The organism is Pseudomonas sp. IPO3774, assembly GCF_013386835.1.
GTDB lineage: Bacteria > Pseudomonadota > Gammaproteobacteria > Pseudomonadales > Pseudomonadaceae > Aquipseudomonas.
Genome location: NZ_JACAQY010000008.1, coordinates 46,475 through 66,282, shown reverse-complemented (window position 1 = coordinate 66,282; position 19,808 = coordinate 46,475). Strand labels below are relative to the sequence as shown.

Sequence of the window (19,808 nt, the reverse complement as noted above, 5' to 3'; positions counted from 1 at the left end):
CCCACAGTTGATCGCATTCCACATTTTGATTCGGTTCATCCTCAAAGCCCCACTCCAGACACCTGGCCGTCCGGCCAGTTGTCGCTCGCGAAAAACCTCGTTATAAAGGTTGGTGGCACCTAGCCACGTCCGCGCGGTAAAAAAACTCAAACAACACCCCGCCGTCCTCAACCCACTTGCACGCAAGTGATGCACGACCTTGCCCGGGATAGGGCAAGCTGGAGCGTTGACATGAACCATGGAAGTTTTGTCATTGAAAAGCTGTTCAAGCACTACAACGTTCACGTAGAGCAGCTTGGTAACAACCCAGAGAAGAAAACCGTGCTGTTGGTCAACGGCGCGCTGTCCACCACCCGCTCGTTTGCACGCACCAGCAAGTGCCTGTCCGAGCACTTCAATGTGCTGATGTTCGACCTGCCGTTCTCCGGCTATTCACGCCCGCACAACACCGACCTCGACCTTGTGACCAAGGACGATGAAGTGCAGATCCTGCGCGCTCTGGTGGAACGCTTTGAGGTCAACCACCTGGTGTCTGCCTCATGGGGGGGGATTTCCACGCTGCTGACCCTCGCCCACAACCCGCCGTCGATTGAAAGCTCGGTGGTGATGGCACTGGCGCCCAACCTCAACCAGGCCATGCTCGAATACGTAGAGCGGGTGCGCGTGCTGATCGAGGCCGATGACAAATCCGCCGTCGGCCATCTGCTGAATGAAACCGTGGGCAAATACCTGTCGCCCCGGCTCAAGCGCAACAACCACCGGCACCTGTCGACCATGGCCACCACCGAGTATCGCCAGGCACGCTTCCATATCCATCAGGTGCTGGCGCTGGGTGACGGCAACTACCTGCCGCAACTGACCCGGATCGAAACCCCGGTGCACTTCCTCAACGGCGTGCTGGACGAGTACACCCCGGCAGACGAAGCCCAACTGTTCAAGAAATACGTAGGCCGCAGCAGCTTCGCCACCGCCGAGCACACTGGCCATTTGCTTGACCTGGAATCCCGCGAAGCGGCCCTGGCCGTGCACCGCGCGCTGATTGATTTCCTGGTGGGCAAACACGTGGCGTTGTCAGATATAGACGAAGGGCCTGTGGGAAAAGGAGCCGCCGATGGCGCATAATCGCCGACACATAGGCTGCTAACAAAAAGGTAACTCATGCCGAATCGCGCCCCTCTCGATGCCAAGACCGCCCGCTGGCTACCCTGGGTGGTAGCGATTGCCTTCTTCATGCAGTCGCTGGATGGGACGATTCTCAACACCGCCTTGCCGGCCATGGCTCGAGACCTGGCGGAGAACCCCTTGCGCATGCAAGGCGTAGTGATTGCCTACATGCTCACCGTGGCCCTGCTGATTCCCGCCTCGGGTTGGGTGGCCGACCGCTTCGGCACCAAGAAGATCTTCTTCGGCGCGATCATGCTGTTCAGCATTGGCTCATTGCTCTGCGCACTCTCCAGCACCTTGACCATGCTGGTGGGCGCCCGGGTGATCCAGGGCCTGGGCGGTGCGTTGATGTTGCCGGTGGGCAGGCTGGTGGTGCTGCGCGCCTACCCGCGCTCGGAGCTGGTGCGGATCATGGGTTTCATCACCATTCCCGGGCTGCTCGGCCCACTGCTCGGCCCGACCATGGGCGGCTGGATGGTGCAATACCTGACCTGGCACTGGATCTTCCTGATCAACCTGCCGGTGGGCATCATCGGCTGCTACGCCGTCTGGAAATTCATCCCCGACCTGCGCGGCAGCGAACGTACGCGGTTCGACGGCGTGGGTTTCCTGCTGTTCGGCGCGGCGATGGTGCTGATCACTATCGCCATGGAAGGCCTCGGCGAATTGCACCTGCCGCACCTGCGGGTGATGTTGCTGCTGTTCGGCGGCCTCGCGTGCCTGGCGGCTTACTGGCTGCGCGCCGGGCATATCGACAACCCGCTGTTCTCGCCGGTGCTGTTCAAGACCCGGACCTTTGCGGTGGGCATCCTTGGCAACCTGTTCGCTCGCCTGGGCAGCGGCGCGTTGCCGTTCCTGGTGCCGCTGTTGCTGCAGGTGGCGCTCGGTTACTCACCGTCCGAAGCCGGGATGAGCATGCTGCCCCTGGCGGCGGCGGCGATGTTTGCCAAGTCCATCGCCCGGCCGCTGATCGAGCGCCTGGGCTACCGCGTGGTGCTGACCGGCAACACCCTGGCGCTGGGCATCATGCTGGCAAGCATGGGCCTGGTCAGCGAACACACGCCCTACCCGCTGCTGCTGAGCATGCTGGCGATCCTCGGGGCGATCAACTCGCTGCAATTCACCGCGATGAACACCGTGACCCTGATCGACCTCGACGACGCCCAGGCCAGCAGCGGCAACAGTTTGCTGTCGGTGGTGGCGCAGTTGTCCCTGAGCCTTGGGGTGGCCTGCGCCGGTGCGCTGCTGGGTGGTTTTACCGCCGAAGTGGGCAACGACGGGGTCGACACCGTGCTCGGCGCGTTCCAGTTGACCTTCGTCACCGTGGGCATCATGGCGATGCTGGCGGCGGCGATCTTCCTGCAATTGTCGCCAAAAGACGGCAAACGCGTGGTCAGCCGTGAGCACGACATTGAGCATTAACAGGCTTCTCGTCTAGAACTTGCAGGGAAAATCCCACGAGGCTGGTACACTGCGCGACATTTTGTTTTGCAGAGCCAGTCCCGTGACTACCATCGCCACCGCTTTTAATACTTTGCCCCTGTCCGCCGCCATGCTGGCTAACCTCGACTCGCTGGGTTATGTCGAGATGACGCAGATCCAGGCGCAAAGCTTGCCGGTGATCCTCAAAGGGCTGGACCTGATTGCCCAGGCCAAGACCGGCAGCGGCAAGACCGCAGCCTTCGGCATCGGCCTGCTGAACCCGATCAACCCGCGCTACTTCGGTTGCCAGGCACTGGTCATGTGCCCGACCCGCGAGCTGGCTGACCAGGTGGCCAAGGAAATCCGTCGCCTGGCCCGCGCCGAAGACAACATCAAGGTGCTGACCCTGTGCGGCGGCGTGTCCCTCGGCCCGCAGATCGCCTCCCTGGAGCACGGCGCCCACGTCATCGTCGGCACCCCGGGCCGCATCCAGCAGCACCTGCGCAAGGGTTCGCTGGTTTTGGACGGCTTGAACACGCTGATCCTCGATGAAGCCGACCGCATGCTCGACATGGGCTTCTACGACGCCATCGAAGACATCATCAGCAAGACCCCGGCCCGCCGCCAGACCCTGCTGTTCTCGGCCACCTACCCGGTGAGCATCAAGCAGCTGGCCTCGAAATTCATGCGCGCGCCGCAACAGGTCAAGGCCGAAGCGTTCCACTCGGACGATCAGATCGAGCAGCGCTTCTACGAGATTTCTCCGGAAGAGCGCATGGACGCGGTGACCAAGGTCCTGGCGCATTTCCGCCCGGCGTCTTGCGTAGCCTTCTGCTTCACCAAGCAGCAAGTGCAGGAAACCGTGGATCACCTGACCGCCAAGGGCATCTCCGCCGTTGGCCTGCATGGCGACCTGGAACAGCGCGACCGTGACCAGGTACTGGCGATGTTCGCCAACCGCAGTACTTCGGTACTGGTCGCCACTGACGTTGCCGCCCGTGGCCTGGACATTGATGCACTCGACATGGTGATCAACGTCGAACTGGCCCGCGACTCGGAAATCCACATCCACCGCGTGGGCCGTACCGGTCGCGCGGGTGAGACTGGCATCGCTATCAGCCTGGTTGCCCCGTCTGAAGCCCACCGCGCCCAGGCCATCGAGCAGTTGCAGAAGTCGCCGCTGAACTGGGACCAGTTGGACAACCTCAAGCCTCAGAGCGGCGGCCCGTTGCTGCCGGTGATGAGCACCCTGTGCATTGCCGCCGGCCGTAAAGACAAGGTTCGCCCGGGCGACATCCTCGGCGCACTGACCGGTGAAGCCGGGATCCCGGGGGCCCAGGTCGGCAAGATCGCGATCTTTGATTTCCAGGCGTTCGTGGCCGTGGAACGCGGGATCGCCAAGCAGGCATTGCAGCGTTTGAATGACGGCAAGATCAAAGGCCGTTCGTTGCGCGTGCGTATCCTGTAAAGATCTCAAGCTATACCGAGATCAAAATGTGGGAGCGGGCTTGCTCGCGAATGCGGTATATCAGTCGACAGATTCGGCGACTGACACTGCGCATTCGCGAGCAAGCCCGCTCCCACATTTGACTGTATTCCAATTCAGAATTTGTATGAGGACATGGCTGTGCGCTCGACCGAAGTTGTGATCATTGGCGCCGGCGCCGCAGGCTTGATGTGTGCGCTGACCGCCGCCGGACGTGGGCGCAAGGTGATGTTGATCGACCACGCGAACAAGGCCGGCAAAAAGATCCTGATGTCCGGCGGTGGCCGCTGCAACTTCACCAATATGTACACGGAGCCTGCCAACTTCCTCTCCCACAACGCGCACTTCTGCAAGTCCGCCCTGGCCCGCTACACCCAGTGGGATTTCATCGGGCTGGTGGCCAAGCACGGCGTGCCGTACCACGAGAAGAAACTCGGCCAGCTGTTCTGCGACAACAAGTCCAGCGACATCCTCGGGATGCTGCTGGATGAGTGCATCCAGGTCGGCGTGAGCATGCACCTGGACACCTCGGTGCAGGAGATTGCCAAGGTCGATGGCGGCTATCAGTTGCAAACCACCCTGGGTGAGTTGCGCTGCGAATCACTGGTGATCGCCACCGGCGGGCTGTCGATCCCGACCCTGGGGGCCACCGGCTTTGGTTATCAAGTGGCCAAGCAGTTCGGCCATGAACTGCTGCCAACCCGCGCCGGGCTGGTGCCGTTCACCATCACCGACCAGCTCAAGGAATTGTGCGGCGAGCTGTCCGGTACGTCCGTGGATTGCCTGGTGAGCTGCAACGACCAAAGCTTTCGCGAGAACATCCTGTTTACCCACCGCGGCCTGAGCGGGCCGGCGATCCTGCAGATTTCCTCCTACTGGGAACCCGGCGACACCGTGGAAATCAACCTGCTGCCCGACCACGACGCCCACACCTGGCTGCAAGCGCAACAGGTGGAGCGCCCGAACAGCGAGCTGAAAACCCTGCTGGGTGAGATCTTCACCAAGAAGATGGCCAACCTGCTGGCGGAAACCTGGTTCGTTTCCAAGCCGATGAAGCAGTACACCCACGCCGAGATTGCCGACATCGCCGGCAAACTGGGGAGCTGGCAACTGGTGCCGGCGGGTACTGAAGGCTATCGCACCGCCGAGGTCACCCTGGGTGGCGTGGACACCCGGGAAGTCTCGTCCAAGACCATGGAATCCCTGAAAAGCCCCGGCCTGTACTTCATCGGCGAAGTGTTGGATGTGACCGGTCACCTGGGCGGGTTCAATTTCCAGTGGGCGTGGGCTTCCGGTTATGCCGCTGCCCAATTTGCCTGACGGAACCCGGTAAAAAAATGTGGGAGCGGGCTTGCTCGCGAAGGCGGAGTGTCAGCTAATACATCAGTGACTGATACACCGCCTTCGCGAGCAAGCCCGCTCCCACATTTGGTTCGTGGTGTGCTTGGAAGTAATGACTGGAATAAATTTTGCTCTCAGATGTGATCGCCACGCTTGCCGTGGCGTCATTACTGGCTCAATTTAGCGGCATCGTCCCGGAAGACCCCAGACTTCATGTCATCGACCTCCTTCAAGCAGTCCATGCGGCGCCTTTGGGCACTGGACAAGTTCAGTTACAGCGTACGGGTATTCATCGCCCTGACCGGCAGCATGGCGCTGTGCTGGTACCAGAATGAAATGGCGCTGCTGATCCCGCTGTTCCTGGGGATTATCGCCAGCGCCCTGGCCGAGACCGATGACAACTGGCAAGGCCGGCTCAACGCCCTGGCCGTGACACTGGTGTGCTTCAGCACTGCGGCACTGTCCGTCGAACTGCTTTTCCCTTATCCCTGGATCTTCGCGATCTTCCTGGCTCTATCCAGCTTCGGCCTGACCATGCTCGGTGCCCTCGGCGAGCGTTATGGGGCGATCGCTTCGGCCACCCTGATTCTCTCGGTCTACACCATGATCGGCGTGGACCAGCGCGGTGGCGCCGTCACCGACTTCTGGCATGAACCCTTGCTGCTGGTGGCCGGCGCCGCGTGGTATGGCGCGCTGTCGGTGTTGTGGCAGGTGCTGTTTTCCAACCAGCCGGTGCAGCAGAGCCTGGCGCGACTGTTTCGCGAGCTGGGACGCTACCTCAAGCTCAAGTCGTCACTGTTCGAACCGATCCGCCAACTGGATGTGGAAGCGCGGCGCCTGGAACTGGCGCAGCAGAACGGCCGGGTGGTGGCAGCACTGAACGCCGCCAAAGAGATCATCCTGCACCGGGTCGGCAATGGTCGCCCGGGCTCCAAGGTCAGCCGCTACCTCAAGCTGTACTTCCTGGCCCAGGACATCCACGAGCGCGCCAGCTCGTCGCACTACCCTTACAACGCCCTCGCCGAAGCCTTCTTCCACAGCGACGTGCTGTTCCGCTGCCAGCGCCTGTTGCGCCAGCAAGGCAAGGCCTGCCAGACCCTGGCCGAATCGATCCAGATGCGCCAGCCGTTCGTTTATGACGACAGCTTCGCCGAAGCCCTGGGCGACCTCAACGCCTCCCTGGAACACCTGCGCATCCAGAGCAACCCGGCCTGGCGCGGCCTGCTGCGCTCCCTGCGCGCCCTGGCGGCCAACCTGTCGACCCTGGACCGCCTGCTGGGCGACGCCGCCAACCCCGACAGCCTGGCCGATGCCACCGACAGCAGCCTGCTGGACCGTGCACCGCGCAACCTCAAGGAGATGTGGACCCGCCTGCGCACGCAGCTGACACCAACCTCCTTGCTGTTCCGCCATGCCCTGCGCCTGCCCCTGGCGCTGAGTATCGGCTACTGGATGGTGCACTTGATTCACCCGTCCCAAGGCTATTGGATCATCCTCACCACGCTGTTCGTGTGCCAGCCAAACTACGGCGCCACCCGGCGCAAGCTGGGCCAGCGGATCATCGGCACCGCCATCGGCCTGACCATCGCCTGGGCGCTGTTCGACCTGTTCCCCAACCCGCTGATCCAGTCGATGTTCGCCATCGCCGCGGGCCTGGTGTTCTTTATCAACCGCACCACGCGCTACACCCTGGCGACTGCCGCGATCACGCTGATGGTGCTGTTCTGCTTCAACCAGGTGGGCGACGGCTACGGGCTGTTCCTGCCACGGCTGTTCGATACCTTGCTCGGCAGCCTGATCGCCGGGCTGGCGGTGTTCCTGTTCCTGCCGGACTGGCAGGGCCGGCGCCTGAACAAGGTGCTGGCCAATACCCTGACCTGCAACAGCATCTACCTGCGCCAGATCATGCAGCAGTACGCCGCGGGCAAAAGCGACGACCTGGCTTACCGCCTCGCCCGGCGCAATGCCCACAACGCCGACGCCGCGCTGTCCACCACCCTGGCGAACATGCTGATGGAGCCGGGGCATTTCCGTAAGGAAGCGGACGTGGGGTTCAGGTTCCTGGTGCTGTCCCACACGCTGCTCAGCTACCTGTCGGGGCTGGGCGCCCACCGGGAAACCCAACTGCCGGCGGAAGTGCGCGAGCACTTGATTGAAGGCGCCGGGAAGACGCTGGCGGCGAGCATTGACGAGATCGCCATGGGGCTGGCGAACAAGCAGCCGATCGCGATTCAGAGCGATGCCGAGGAAGCCTTGGCAGTGGACCTGGAGCAGATGCCGGATGAGATTGACGAAGGGCAGCGGCTGGTGCAGACGCAATTGGCGCTGATCTGCCGGCAACTGGGGCCGTTGCGCACGTTGGCGGCTCACCTGATCAAAGATACCAGCGAAGCCTGAACCCTCTTCGCGAGCAAGCCCGCTCCCACATTCGGCCGAGTTCCACCTTTGGAATGCGGTCGAATGTGGGAGCGGGCTTGCTCGCGAAGGGGCCATTAGCCTCACTACATCCCGTGCTGCTTCATCAACCGCGCATAACTGCCATCTGCCTTCATCCTGGCAATCTCCCGATCAAACCCGGCAACAATCTGCTGATGCTGAGGATTTTTCAGGCTAACCAGAATGTGCAGGCTGTTTTCGCTCAGCGGCACCGGCAAAAACTCCACCGCGTTGCGCACGGTGGCGGACTCCCGAGCCAGGTAGTAGCGGGCGACGAATTCGTCCTCCAGCGTCAGCCGCACCCGCTGCGCCGCCAGCATGCGCACGGCCATGGCGAAGTTATGCACCGGGACTTTCTGCAATTGCGGATCGGCATCGAACGCCGCTGAATAGGCATAGCCACGCACCACCGCGACGGGGTAGTCGTGCAACTGCTCCAGGTTCTGGTAGTCGATGGGATCGTCGCGGCGCTTGAGAAACAGCACCCGGTTGAGCAGGTATTCGCCGGAAAACTGCCCCAACTGAGTACGCGCATCGTCGTACCAGGCGTTCACCAATACGTCGTAACGCCCATCGCCCACGCCCATCAGCGCCCGCGCCCAGGGCACCTGTTCAAACTCACTGGCATAGCCGGCACGGGCCAGGGCGGTGGTCACGATGTCGGTGGCCAAACCACCATTGACCAGGGTGGCGTCAGTGAACGGCGGCCAGGCATCCGCCACCAGTCGCAAGCGTTCTGCCGCCGCCGCCTGGGCCAGCAACAACAAACCGATCAAAGCAACGGCACGAGAAAATCGCGGCATGCTCAAGTCCTTGGCGGGCATTCTATGGCCTGACCTCTGGGGCAACCCGAGGATTTAACAGTAGCTCATCAATGAGCCTGTACTGCAGATTACACAAAGACGGCAGCGTCGCACGCAGAGAATGATGGCAAATTGATCTCACTCACAAAAAAACCGCAATTTAGACACTCGCCTCCCGCGCGCTTACTATCCTGACCAGACAATCAGCCGAGAGAACACCATGACAGTCGAATGGGTCTGCAAACACCATAGTGACCTGGGCAAGGAGCAGCTGTACGCCATTTTGCGCCTACGCTCGGAGGTCTTCGTGGTCGAGCAGAAATGCGTGTACCAGGACATCGACGGCCAGGACCTGGACGGTGATACCCATCACCTGATGGCCTGGGATGATGGTCAACTGCAGGCCTACCTGCGCCTGCTGGATCCTGAATCACAGGGTGGTGATGTGGTGATCGGCCGGGTGATCGTTGCGCCGAGCGCGCGGGGTACCGGGCTGGGCCACCAGATGATGGATGAGGCCCTCAGGCAGGCAGAGAAACAGTGGCCCGACGTGCCGATCTATCTGTCGGCCCAGGCGCATTTGCAGGGGTATTACGGGCGGTACGGGTTTGTGGTGGACGGTGAGGAATACCTTGAGGATGACATTCCACATATAGGCATGCGCCGGGCATGAGGGCCTCTTCGCGAGCAAGCCCGCTCCCACATTTGACCGAGTTCCACCTTTGGAATGCGGTCGAATGTGGGAGCGGGCTTGCTCGCGAAGGCGTCAGCCCGGTCACCACAAGCCTTCAGGGGTAATCCAGGACAGCCTTGATCCGGCTTAGGTTCGCCTCGATCCAGCGCCGATCAATCGCGCCCCAATCACGAATCCGATAGCGCCCGGCATGGTTGCGGGCGCCGTCTTCCTGTTCAAACTCACACACGATATCCAGGTCCGCCAACGCCGCAATCGTGTCCTGTGCAGTACGCCGGGGCATGCCCGTCACCTCGGTCAGTGCCGGGACGCTGCTGGCCAGCTGGCTATCAATCAGGTACGCCACATACAGGCGCCGGTAGAAGCTGCTTTTGGTCTTGCTCACATCCATGCTCGATCGCCTTTGAAGGTCAGGGCTTGCCCTGCAGGTCCCGCCAGGTCAGGTACACCCGCAGGTCGAATTCCACCTGATGGTAGCCCGGCAACATGTATTCACAGAGTTTGTAGAACGCCTTGTTGTGGTCCGATTCCTTGAAGTGCGCCAGTTCGTGTACCACGATCATGCGCAGAAATTCCGGCGCGGCTTCTTTGAACAGCGAGGCGATACGGATTTCTTTCTTCGACTTGAGGTTGCCACCCTGCACCCGAGAGATGGTGGTGTGCAGGCCGAGGGCTCGGTGGGTCAGGTCCAGGCGGTTATCGAACAACACCTTGTCGATGGCCGGGGCGTTGCGCAGGTGTTCCTGCTTCAGGGCCTGGGCGTAGCTGTACAGCGCTTTGTCGCTCTGCACGCCATGCCGTTCGGGGTAGCGCTGGGTCAGGTAGTCGCCGAGTTGGTCCTTGGCAATCAACTGGCGCACTTGCTCCTGCAATGCTGGGGGGTAGGCCTGGAGGTATTTCAGCGCGGTCATGGGGTCAACAACGGGTATTTGAATGGGCGCCAGTGTAGCGAATTCAGCGGGCCGCTGCGCGCAGGCGCCAGTCGGCAATTTCATCCGCGATCAACGGCGGCGCCACCTGCGGGCCCTGGATGAACTGGCAGCCGTTGGCCTTGAGCCATTCAACTTGCTCCTGGGTCTCGACACCTTCGGCAATCACCAGCAGATCAAAATGCCGGCACAATTCGATAATGCTGCGCGCCATCGCCGCGTCCCGGGATGAACCCGGCAGGCGGGCGATCAGCTTCGGGTCGAGCTTTAGGGTGTCGAATTCCAGGTCCCGCAGGTGGGCCAGGGAGCAGTTGCCCGCGCCGAAATCATCCAGGGCAATCCGCACGCCGGCCCGGCGCAACAGCTTGAGCTGCTTGGTGGACTCATCCAGATTGTGCATCAGGCTTTCTTCACTGATCTCCACCTCAAGCTGCCGGCCTTGCAACCCATGTCGCTCCAGCACCTGCTGCAGCTGGCTGGCCAGGTTCGGCATATTGAACTGGCTGCTGCTCAAGCTCACGCTCAGGACCAACTCATCGCTGAACACCCCTGCCCATGCCTGCCGCTGGGCGGCCACCTGCTGGTAGATCCAGGTGCTCAACTGGCTGATCAGCCGCGCCTCTTCGAGCAACGGCAGAAACAGCCCCGGCGGCACATCGCCGACACTCGGGTGCTGCCAGCGCAGCAGCGCTTCGACGCCCCGCAGATGGCCGTCGTGCAACGACACCTGCGGCTGGTACACCAGGGTGAAATCCTTGCTGTCGATGGCGCTGCGTACGCTGTCTTCGAGCATCAGGCGCGAGCGGGCCCGGCCGTTCATTTCCTGGTCGTAGTAGCGATATTGCTGACGCCCGGCGCGCTTGGCCTCGTACATCGCGACGTCCGCCGCGCGCAGCAGGCCGTTGAGGTCCGAGCCGCAGTCCGGGAAAGTGGCGATGCCGATACTGACGCCCAGCATCACATCCAGACCGTCGACCTGCTGACAGATCGACACCCGTTCGATCAGTTTTTCCGCAATCTTGGCCGCCTGCTCCGGGAATTCCAGCTCCAGCAGCGCGGTGAATTCATCCCCGCCCATGCGGCCAAGAATGTCGTAGGAGCGCAGGCACGCCTTCAACTGTTCCGAGACCCAGCGCAGCACGCGGTCTCCGGCGTCGTGGCCGAGGGAATCGTTGACCCGCTTGAACCCGTCCAGGTCCAGGTACAGCAGCACCAGCGACTGCTCGTTACGCTCGCTGCGCAACAGCACATTCTCCACCGACTGGTGAAACCCACGCCGATTGAGCAGGCCCGTCAGCGGGTCGGTGACGGCCTGGAACTCCAGTTGCTGATGCAGATGGCGCACCTCGGACATGTCCAGCACCGTGACCACCATGGCTTTCTGCTCGGCCGGCAGCGGGGCGCACGACATCGCCACGGGCAACTGCTGGCCGGGCGCGGTGCGCAAGATGGCGTCGTGCAGGCGCCAGGTTTCACCACGTTTGTAGCCTTCATACAAGGCAGAATCGGACCACCCAGGCACATGGGGCTTCTGTAGGAAGCCCAGGAACTCGGCACCCTGGATCTCGGCGACCGGCGCATTGATCAGCCGCGAAATCGCCGGGTTGGCGTAGCTGATCACGCCGTCTTCGCCCACCACCAGGATGCCTTCGGCGGCATTGTCGAGCACCGAGGCATTGAAGGCCCGGGCCGATTCCAGATCGTGACTCAGGCGCTGCAAGGCACGGCGGTTGCGCTGGTGCTCCAGCAGGGCCTGGACCTTGGGCTTGAGGATATTCGGGTCGAAGGGTTTCAGCAGATAGTCGATCGCGCCGCTGGCATAGCCTTCCAGCATCGCCGCCGGCGATTGGGCGTGAGCGCTGAGAAAGATGATCGGGGTCAGTTGCGTGCGTTGGCTGCCGCGCATCAGCCGGGCCACCTCGAACCCGTCCATGCCGGGCATCATCACATCCAGCAACACCAGGTCGACGTCGTGTTCGAGCAGCAATCCCAGGGCTTCCACCCCGGAGGCCGCCGTCACCACATGCCAATCTTCACGCTGCAATAACGCACGCATGCTGATCAGGTTTTCGGGATAGTCATCGACCACCAAAAGCACTGAACAACCATCGCGAGGCTTGATTGGAGCGCATTCCATTGCTGCTTCTCTTTCGTCGGAGTCATTCCGGTCATTTTTGCGACAAAACCGGATAAACAATAAGGGCTCACTCTAGCCCTGGATCCCATAAAGCAGAAGCCACGACGGTGCCATCATTGCGCCAAAGCCCAGACAACCGACTAACGGTCAGTGCCTACAGCCCGCGGTTTACGGGAAACATGGCTTTTTGACATTTCATTGGCGCCAACAATCCGCCACAAAGCCATTAACAATCCATTTCGAGGCACCTATAAAGAAAGTGCCGGCTCCCGAGCCAAGGCCTTCTCTCCCCGTTAAAGGCGTATTCAATGATTGATCTGTCCACCTGGAACCTGAGCATCCCCGTTGGCTCCCCGCCCTCGACCATCGACACGCCGAAACTGCTCAGCGGGTTCAAGGACCAATACTTCCAGGCCGAAGGCAGCAGCGTGCAATTCTGGACCCCGGTAACCGGCACGCGTACCGAGAACGCCGTCTACCCTCGCAGCGAACTGCGGGAAACCTACGCCGACGGCCGCCTGCGCAACTGGCTGTACAGCGACGCCGACAATTTCCTGCGTGCCACGTTGGCGATCAACAAGGTGCCGTCGTCCGGCAAGGTGGTGATCGGTCAAATCCACGCCTACGAAAGCCAGAAGCCACTGATCAAGGTCGAATACCAATACAAGGAAAAAACCCAGACCGGCAACATCGTCGCCAAGGTGCGCATGCGCCCTGACGAGTCGGAAGGCCGGGTGATCATCGTCGCCGAGAACGTACCGCTGGACCGCAACTTCACCTACGTCATCCACCTGAACAAGGCCGGCCTGCTGAGCGTCGACGCCGCCAACGGGCAATGGAACGAACGCATCGGCGCTGCGTGGGGCAAACAGCCGCTGTACTTCAAGGCCGGCGCCTACGTGCAGGACAACAGCGGCAACAGCAAGGAAGGCGCCCGCGTGACGTTTGCCAAGCTGGACATTGACCACGACTGAAGCTGATTCGCTTCAGCGACCGGTCCCACGACGCTTTAGGACAGAACCGCGACCCAGGGTCTCGACTTTCTTGTAGGACAATCCGAGTATGGCGCCGCGCACGCGCACTACCCCCTACAAGAAAGTCATGGAGACTGCCCAATGCCCTTTTCCCGCACCCTGCTAGCCCTCTCTATGGGCATGGCACTGCTGCAAAACCCGGCCTTTGCCGCCCCGCCCCTCTCGATGGCCGACGGGGTGGCCCAGGTCAATATCCAGGACAGCAACGCCTGGGTCGAAATCAACAAGGTCGCCTTCGAAAACAATATCCGCACCCTCCAAGCCAGCCTCGCTGACAAGTCGAAAATCTGCGCCGTGCTCAAGGCGGATGCCTACGGTCACGGCATCGGTTTACTGATGCCCTCGGTGATCAAACTGGGCGTGCCCTGCGTCGGCATCGCCAGCAACGAAGAAGCCCGCGTGGTCCGTGAAAGCGGCTTCAAGGGCCAACTGATCCGCGTACGCACCGCCGCCCTGAGCGAGCTGGAAGCTGCGTTGCCGTATAACGTCGAAGAGCTGGTGGGCAATCTGGACTTCGCCGTGCGCGCCAGCCTGATCGCCGAAAACCACGGCCGCCCACTGGTCGTGCACCTGGGCCTGAACTCCAGCGGCATGAGCCGCAACGGTGTGGAAATGACCACCGCCCAGGGCCGCCGCGACGCCGTAGCCATTACCAAGGTGCCAAACCTGCAGGTGACGGCGATCATGACCCACTTCGCCGTCGAAGACGCCGCCGACGTGCGCACCGGGCTCAAGGCGTTTAACGAACAAGCCAACTGGCTGATCAGCGTCGCCCAGCTCGACCGCAGCAAAATCACCCTGCACGCCGCCAACTCCTTCGCCACCCTGGAAGTACCCGAGTCGCGGCTGGACATGGTTCGTCCGGGCGGCCTGCTGTTTGGCGATACCGTACCGTCGTTCACCGAATACAAGCGGGTGATGCAGTTCAAATCCCACGTGGCGTCGGTCAACAGCTACCCGAAAGGCAACACCGTAGGCTACGACCGCACCTACACCCTGGCGCGGGATTCGAAACTGGCGAACATCACCGTGGGTTATTCCGACGGCTATCGCCGGGCGTTTACCAACAAAGGCATCGTGCTGATCAACGGGCACCGGGTGCCGGTGGTGGGCAAGGTGTCGATGAACACCCTGATGGTCGATGTCACCGACGTGCCGACCGTGAAGAGCGGCGATGAGGTGGTGTTGTTCGGCAAGCAGGGCGCGGTGGAGACCAGCCAGGCGGAGGTTGAAGACATCAACGGTGCGTTGCTGGCGGATCTGTATACGGTGTGGGGTAACTCGAATCCGAAGGTGCTGGTGGAGAACTAAGTCTCCTCACATCTCGTAGGCACTGTCCTATGGACCCAAGGATCATTCGGTGATTAACACAATCACTTAACCAACACGTATCCCTGTGGGAGCTGGCGGTGCGACGATTCGACTTGCCCGCGATGGCGGTGGGTCAGCCAACTTATTCTTCGACTGGCACACCGCCATCGCGGGCAAGCCCGGCTCCCACAGGGATTCTGTGTCCTACAGGGCCGTTGCGGTGAATCGGAGCGCCGCTTATAGTTCGCCCCGTCGCCGGCATTGAACGGCGACAGGGTTTCGCAGCCCTAACGATACGTGTGTAACCAAGCATCATGAATGCAACGACTAGCGCTTCTACGTCCGTCGTTTATTTTATGGTGGCTGTGTGTGGGAGACCTTCGGGTCTGCCGGGTTCCTCGTATCCTCGGTCTGCGAACCCGCACACAGCTACCACCCATTCGTTTCGCAGCGAATGGCGGTAGTCCTTTTTAGATACGAGGAATATTTGCCATGACGCCAGAACTCCCGCCCCGCCGTTTCACCCCCTGCACCGAAACAGCCACCGAATACCCGGTACTCCTGATCGACAGCGAAGCTCCGCTGCAGGACCTGCACGCCTGCCTGCGTGAACGCCTCAACGCCGCCCTCGAACACCTCAACCTGATGGCCTGCTCCAGCCTGCCCGATTTTGCGGAGCGTGACCTGAACCACGTAGCCAACACCGCCCGCATCCTGATGCAGGACGTAAGCGACGTATTCCGCGTCATCGAATACCGCGGCTTCGACACCCCCGCAGCCGCCTGATCAAATTTCAGCCACAAAAAAGCCCGCATCGCTGCGGGCTTTTCATTAACGCGTAAGGCTTAGTTGACCTTGGCGTTCAACTCACCTTTCAGGTAACGCTGGTACATCGCTTCCAGGGAGATCGGCTTGATCTTCGAAGCGTTGCCCGCAGTACCGAAGGCTTCGTAACGTGCGATACATACATCACGCATGGCCGTCACGGTAGCGCCGAAGAATTTACGTGGGTCAAATTCGCTCGGGTTGGTGGCCATCAGGCGACGCATCGCACCGGTGGAAGCCAGGCGCAGGTCAGTGTCGATGTTGACCTTACGCACGCCGTACTTGATGCCTTCGACGATTTCTTCAACCGGCACGCCGTAGGTTTCTTTGATGTCGCCGCCGTACTGGTTGATGATCGCCAGCCACTCTTGCGGTACCGAGGAAGAACCGTGCATCACCAGGTGGGTGTTAGGGATGCGCTTGTGGATTTCCTTGATGCGGTCGATGGCCAACACGTCGCCGGTAGGTGGCTTGGTGAATTTGTAGGCGCCGTGGCTGGTGCCGATGGCGATGGCCAGGGCGTCAACTTGGGTCTTTTTCACGAAGTCGGCGGCTTCTTCAGGATCGGTCAGCATTTGGCTGTGATCCAGTACGCCTTCGGCGCCGATACCGTCTTCTTCACCGGCCATGCCGGTTTCCAGGGAACCCAGGCAGCCCAGTTCGCCTTCAACCGAAACGCCACAGGCGTGAGCCATGGCCACGGTTTGTTGGGTGACGCGTACGTTGTATTCGTAGTCGGTCGGGGTCTTGCCGTCTTCGCCCAGGGAACCGTCCATCATTACCGAGCTGAAGCCCAACTGGATGGAGCGCTGGCACACGTCAGGGCTGGTGCCGTGGTCCTGGTGCATGCACACCGGGATGTGCGGGAATTCTTCGATCGCGGCGAGGATCAGGTGACGCAGGAACGGGGCACCGGCGTATTTGCGCGCGCCGGCCGAAGCCTGGACGATCACTGGAGAGTCAGTCTTGTCAGCGGCTTCCATGATGGCGCGCATCTGCTCAAGGTTGTTGACGTTGAAGGCTGGAACGCCATAGCCGAATTCGGCTGCGTGGTCCAACATCTGGCGCATGCTGATAAGTGCCATTGTGAGTCTCTCTCCCGGTCGAGGGTCGTTAATCGTGCAAGCCTGCCGTAGCGGCGGCTGCTATTCAAGTTATTGAAGGTCAGGCTTTCAAAGCCTGCCCTGCTTAATCGTTAAACCTGTCTGTAGGACCCGGCTTGCCGGCGATGGCGGCTGACGCTATCGCCGGCAAGCCGGCTCCTACAGGTGATCGCGGCGTGCTATTGCGCTTTACAGCCACGCCCGATCAAATCATCGGTGGCAACCCAGTAAACCAGGCCTTCCTCACCTTTTGTGTGAAACGCCAACTGGCCGTCGCTGTACAGCACGCCCGAGGCCGCCACATCCTGCTTGAGGCGATACACCTGGTCCGAGCCGCCGAGGCGCACATCCACCTGGGTGCGGGCCTGGTCGGCAAACCGCCAGTTGACTTGCGCCTGGCTGTCACACGTCCAGGTGGTCCACTTGTCTGCCGGCTCTGCCTTCTTGTCGAACATGTTCAGGTTGGTGCATCCGGCCAATAACGCCAGTGCCGCCAGGGCGAAAACGCCTTTCATTGCCAATCCTCAAGCGGCGACCTGCGGCCACCGCGGCTGTCGGTTAGTGAATCAGACCCGTCAAGGGCAACCCTGTTCCTGACCGTTGGGCGCAGAGTCGTATTTCTCCAACCCGTCCGGCCCGATGCGCTTGTTGATCACCGGCATGGTTTCGGCCTGCCAGTCAGCCTGATAGCAACTCTTTTGCCGAGCCGCCCCGGCCTTTTCAGACTCGGGCGCCGCTTTCGGCGTGCTGCCGCAGCCGGCCAGCAGGCCCGCTGCAATCACCAGTGCCAACGACCTGATCATCGGAATGCTCCTTTTCCTCAGCAAGTGCCTTATCCCTTGGCCCGGCTTTCCAGCACTTCGACAGCCGGCAGTACCTTGCCTTCAACGAATTCGAGGAACGCACCACCCCCCGTAGAAATGTAGGAGATCTGGTCAGCAACGCCATATTTATCGATGGCCGCCAGGGTGTCGCCACCGCCAGCGATGGAAAATGCCGAGCTTTCAGCGATGGCGTGGGCCAGCACTTTGGTGCCGTTGCCGAACTGGTCGAACTCGAACACGCCGACCGGGCCGTTCCACAGGATGGTCTTGGACGACTTCAGCAGTTCAGCGAAGTTGGCTGCCGTTTGCGGGCCGATGTCCAGGATCATGTCGTCAGCGGCAACGTCAGCGATCAGCTTGACGGTGGCTTCGGCGCTTTCAGCGAATTCCTTGGCCACCACCACGTCTACCGGCAGCGGCACGCTGACCTTGGCGGCGATGGCGCGGGCGGTGTCCAGCAGGTCCGGCTCGTACAGCGATTTGCCCACCGGGTGACCGGCAGCGGCCAGGAAGGTGTTGGCAATGCCGCCGCCGACGATCAGCTGGTTGCAGATCTGGCTCAGGCTGTTCAGCACGTCGAGCTTGGTGGACACCTTGGAGCCGGCAACGATGGCGGCCATCGGTTGGGCCGGAGCGCCGAGGGCCTTGCCCAGTGCGTCCAGTTCAGCCGCCAGCAACGGGCCAGCTGCGGCAACTTTGGCAAACTTGGCCACGCCGTGGGTCGAACCCTCGGCACGGTGCGCGGTGCCGAAGGCGTCCATCACGAACACGTCGCACAGGGCAGCGTATTGCTGGGCCAGTTCGTCGCTGTTCTTTTTCTCGCCCTTGTTGAAGCGCACGTTTTCGAACAGCACGATGTCGCCAGCCTTCACGTCCACACCGTTCAGGTAGTCGGCAACCAGCGGCACGTCGCGGCCCAGGGCCTTGCTCAAATATTCAGCTACAGGCTTGAGGCTGTTTTCTGCCGAGAATTCACCTTCGGTCGGACGACCCAAGTGGGAGCAGACCATCACGGCCGCACCTTTTTCCAGGGCCAGCTTGATGGTCGGCAGCGAGGCCAGGATTCGCGCATCGCTGGTGACAACACCGTCCTTGACTGGGACGTTGAGGTCTTCGCGGATCAGTACGCGCTTACCTTGCAGATCGAGGTCGGTCATCTTCAACACGGTCATGGGGGGCAATTCCTGAGAGCTAAAGTTGTGGAGAGGCTGTTTGCAGATAGTGTTCTGCAACGTCCAGCATTCGGTTGGCAAAACCCCATTCGTTGTCGAACCAAGCCAGGATGTTCACCAGCCGTGGGCCGGAAACGCGGGTCTGGCTGGCATCGACGATGGCCGAATGCGGGTCGTGGTTGAAATCACAGCTGGCGTGCGGCAACTCGGTGTAGGCCAACAGGCCTTTGAGCGGGCCGCTGGTGGCGGCGTCGCGCAGGATCCGGTTGACTTCGCCGGCGTCGGTGTCGCTGACGGTTTGCATGGTGATGTCCAGGCAAGACACATTCACCGTCGGTACCCGTACGGCTTTGGCCTGGATTCGCCCGGCAAGTTCCGGCAACAGTCGCTCGATACCGCGCGCCAGGCCGGTGGACACCGGAATCACCGACTGAAACGCCGAACGCGTACGGCGCAGGTCTTCATGGTGGTAAGCGTCAATCACCGGCTGATCGTTCATTGCCGAGTGAATGGTGGTGATCGACACGTATTCCAGGCCAATCGCCTGGTCCAGCAGGCGCAACAGCGGCACGCCGCAGTTGGTGGTGCAGGAGGCGTTGGACACCAGCAATTCGGCACCGGTCAGGCAATCCTGGTTCACGCCGTAGACGATGGTGGCGTCGACATCCGCCTCGCTGGCCATCGGCTGGGAAAACAGGACCCGTGGTGCGCCGGCGTCGAGAAACCGCTGGCCGTCGGCACGGGTGTGATAGGCACCGGAGCATTCCAGCACCAGGTCGACGTCCAGCGCCGCCCAGTCGATGCCCTCAGGGGTGGCACTGCGCAGGACCTTCACGCAGTTGCCATTAATATGCAGACAATCGTCCTCGACCCGCACTTCGCCGGGGAACCGGCCGTGGGTGGAGTCAAAGCGTGTCAGGTATTCGATGCTGGCCATGTCCGCCAGATCGTTGATCGCGACAATTTCAAACCCGGCCGCCGGCCCTCGCTCGAACAGAGCACGCAAGACGCAACGACCAATCCGGCCGTAGCCGTTGAGTGCAACTTTGTAGGGACGCGGTTGAGGCATGGGGTTCTCGATTACCATTGGGTAATGGGGTGAATGTGCCGCCGCCTTCGCGAGCAAG

The 19,808-nt window shown here is 61.4% G+C and carries 18 protein-coding genes; 9 read left to right on the top strand and 9 right to left on the bottom strand.

Annotation, left to right across the window (positions count from 1 at the left end; all coding sequences use genetic code 11):
- Positions 1–231: 231 nt before the first annotated feature.
- The 5 genes from HYE77_RS03920 to yccS all read left to right on the top strand — a co-directional run bounded on the left by HYE77_RS03920 (position 232) and on the right by yccS (position 7,810).
- The gene (locus HYE77_RS03920; protein ID WP_003216895.1) at positions 232–1,122 is read left to right on the top strand and encodes an alpha/beta fold hydrolase; all 891 of its coding nucleotides are present in this window, start codon (positions 232–234) and stop codon (positions 1,120–1,122) included.
- A gap of 36 nt (positions 1,123–1,158) precedes the next feature.
- Complete coding sequence (gene mdtD, locus HYE77_RS03915) at positions 1,159–2,586, top strand: multidrug transporter subunit MdtD (RefSeq protein ID WP_003216894.1); 1,428 nt, start codon at positions 1,159–1,161, stop codon at positions 2,584–2,586.
- Positions 2,587–2,716: 130 nt separating this feature from the next.
- The gene (dbpA, locus tag HYE77_RS03910) at positions 2,717–4,054 is read left to right on the top strand and encodes an ATP-dependent RNA helicase DbpA (RefSeq protein WP_236260841.1); all 1,338 of its coding nucleotides are present in this window, start codon (positions 2,717–2,719) and stop codon (positions 4,052–4,054) included.
- Positions 4,055–4,213: 159 nt separating this feature from the next.
- The gene (locus tag HYE77_RS03905; RefSeq protein WP_003216890.1) at positions 4,214–5,392 is read left to right on the top strand and encodes an NAD(P)/FAD-dependent oxidoreductase; all 1,179 of its coding nucleotides are present in this window, start codon (positions 4,214–4,216) and stop codon (positions 5,390–5,392) included.
- 234 nt (positions 5,393–5,626) lie between these two features.
- Positions 5,627–7,810 (top strand): YccS family putative transporter, encoded by a 2,184-nt coding sequence (yccS, locus tag HYE77_RS03900; RefSeq protein WP_177068431.1) that lies wholly within the window; start codon positions 5,627–5,629, stop codon positions 7,808–7,810.
- 104 nt (positions 7,811–7,914) lie between these two features.
- On the opposite strand, the gene HYE77_RS03895 is transcribed toward yccS, so the two are convergent.
- Positions 7,915–8,652 (bottom strand): ABC transporter substrate-binding protein, encoded by a 738-nt coding sequence (locus HYE77_RS03895; RefSeq protein ID WP_043226204.1) that lies wholly within the window; start codon positions 8,650–8,652, stop codon positions 7,915–7,917.
- Between the two features lie 220 nt (positions 8,653–8,872).
- On the opposite strand from HYE77_RS03895, the gene HYE77_RS03890 reads away from it, so the two are divergent.
- Positions 8,873–9,325, top strand: a complete 453-nt coding sequence (locus tag HYE77_RS03890; RefSeq protein ID WP_177068430.1) for a GNAT family N-acetyltransferase — start codon at positions 8,873–8,875, stop codon at positions 9,323–9,325.
- 115 nt (positions 9,326–9,440) lie between these two features.
- Here HYE77_RS03890 and HYE77_RS03885 read toward each other — a convergent pair whose 3' ends face one another.
- The 3 genes from HYE77_RS03885 to HYE77_RS03875 are packed head-to-tail and all read right to left on the bottom strand — an operon-like array spanning position 9,441 to position 12,412.
- Positions 9,441–9,737: a helix-turn-helix domain-containing protein gene (locus tag HYE77_RS03885; protein ID WP_087693220.1), complete on the bottom strand. Its 297-nt coding sequence runs from the start codon at positions 9,735–9,737 to the stop codon at positions 9,441–9,443.
- A gap of 19 nt (positions 9,738–9,756) precedes the next feature.
- On the bottom strand, positions 9,757–10,257 hold the full coding sequence (locus HYE77_RS03880) for a M48 family metallopeptidase (protein WP_003216881.1): 501 nt from the start codon (positions 10,255–10,257) through the stop codon (positions 9,757–9,759).
- Positions 10,258–10,300: 43 nt separating this feature from the next.
- On the bottom strand, positions 10,301–12,412 hold the full coding sequence (locus HYE77_RS03875) for a bifunctional diguanylate cyclase/phosphodiesterase (protein ID WP_087693222.1): 2,112 nt from the start codon (positions 12,410–12,412) through the stop codon (positions 10,301–10,303).
- A gap of 308 nt (positions 12,413–12,720) precedes the next feature.
- Here HYE77_RS03875 and HYE77_RS03870 point away from each other — a divergent pair, with 308 nt between their 5' ends.
- The 3 genes from HYE77_RS03870 (at position 12,721) to HYE77_RS03855 (ending at position 15,543) form a co-directional block, all read left to right on the top strand.
- A complete protein-coding gene (locus HYE77_RS03870) occupies positions 12,721–13,386 on the top strand; it encodes a polysaccharide lyase family 7 protein (RefSeq protein ID WP_177041230.1) in 666 nt (221 codons plus the stop codon).
- A 141-nt stretch (positions 13,387–13,527) separates the two neighbouring features.
- Positions 13,528–14,757, top strand: coding sequence for an alanine racemase (gene alr, locus HYE77_RS03865; RefSeq protein ID WP_134327449.1), 1,230 nt, complete (start codon positions 13,528–13,530; stop codon positions 14,755–14,757).
- A gap of 492 nt (positions 14,758–15,249) precedes the next feature.
- Positions 15,250–15,543 carry a fructose-bisphosphate aldolase gene (locus tag HYE77_RS03855; protein ID WP_177068429.1) on the top strand — a complete coding sequence of 98 codons (294 nt, stop codon included), beginning with the start codon at positions 15,250–15,252 and terminating at the stop codon, positions 15,541–15,543.
- A gap of 59 nt (positions 15,544–15,602) precedes the next feature.
- Here the strand turns inward: HYE77_RS03855 and fba are convergent, their stop codons facing one another.
- From fba to epd, 5 genes are all read right to left on the bottom strand, one after another.
- On the bottom strand, positions 15,603–16,667 hold the full coding sequence (fba, locus tag HYE77_RS03850) for a class II fructose-bisphosphate aldolase (protein ID WP_003177554.1): 1,065 nt from the start codon (positions 16,665–16,667) through the stop codon (positions 15,603–15,605).
- A gap of 197 nt (positions 16,668–16,864) precedes the next feature.
- A complete protein-coding gene (locus HYE77_RS03845; protein ID WP_003216869.1) occupies positions 16,865–17,200 on the bottom strand; it encodes an MliC family protein in 336 nt (111 codons plus the stop codon).
- Positions 17,201–17,260: 60 nt separating this feature from the next.
- Positions 17,261–17,488 (bottom strand): hypothetical protein, encoded by a 228-nt coding sequence (locus HYE77_RS03840; protein WP_008434073.1) that lies wholly within the window; start codon positions 17,486–17,488, stop codon positions 17,261–17,263.
- A 29-nt stretch (positions 17,489–17,517) separates the two neighbouring features.
- A complete protein-coding gene (locus HYE77_RS03835; protein ID WP_003216867.1) occupies positions 17,518–18,681 on the bottom strand; it encodes a phosphoglycerate kinase in 1,164 nt (387 codons plus the stop codon).
- Between the two features lie 19 nt (positions 18,682–18,700).
- Positions 18,701–19,750: an erythrose-4-phosphate dehydrogenase gene (gene epd, locus HYE77_RS03830; RefSeq protein WP_008434077.1), complete on the bottom strand. Its 1,050-nt coding sequence runs from the start codon at positions 19,748–19,750 to the stop codon at positions 18,701–18,703.
- Positions 19,751–19,808: the final 58 nt, after the last annotated feature.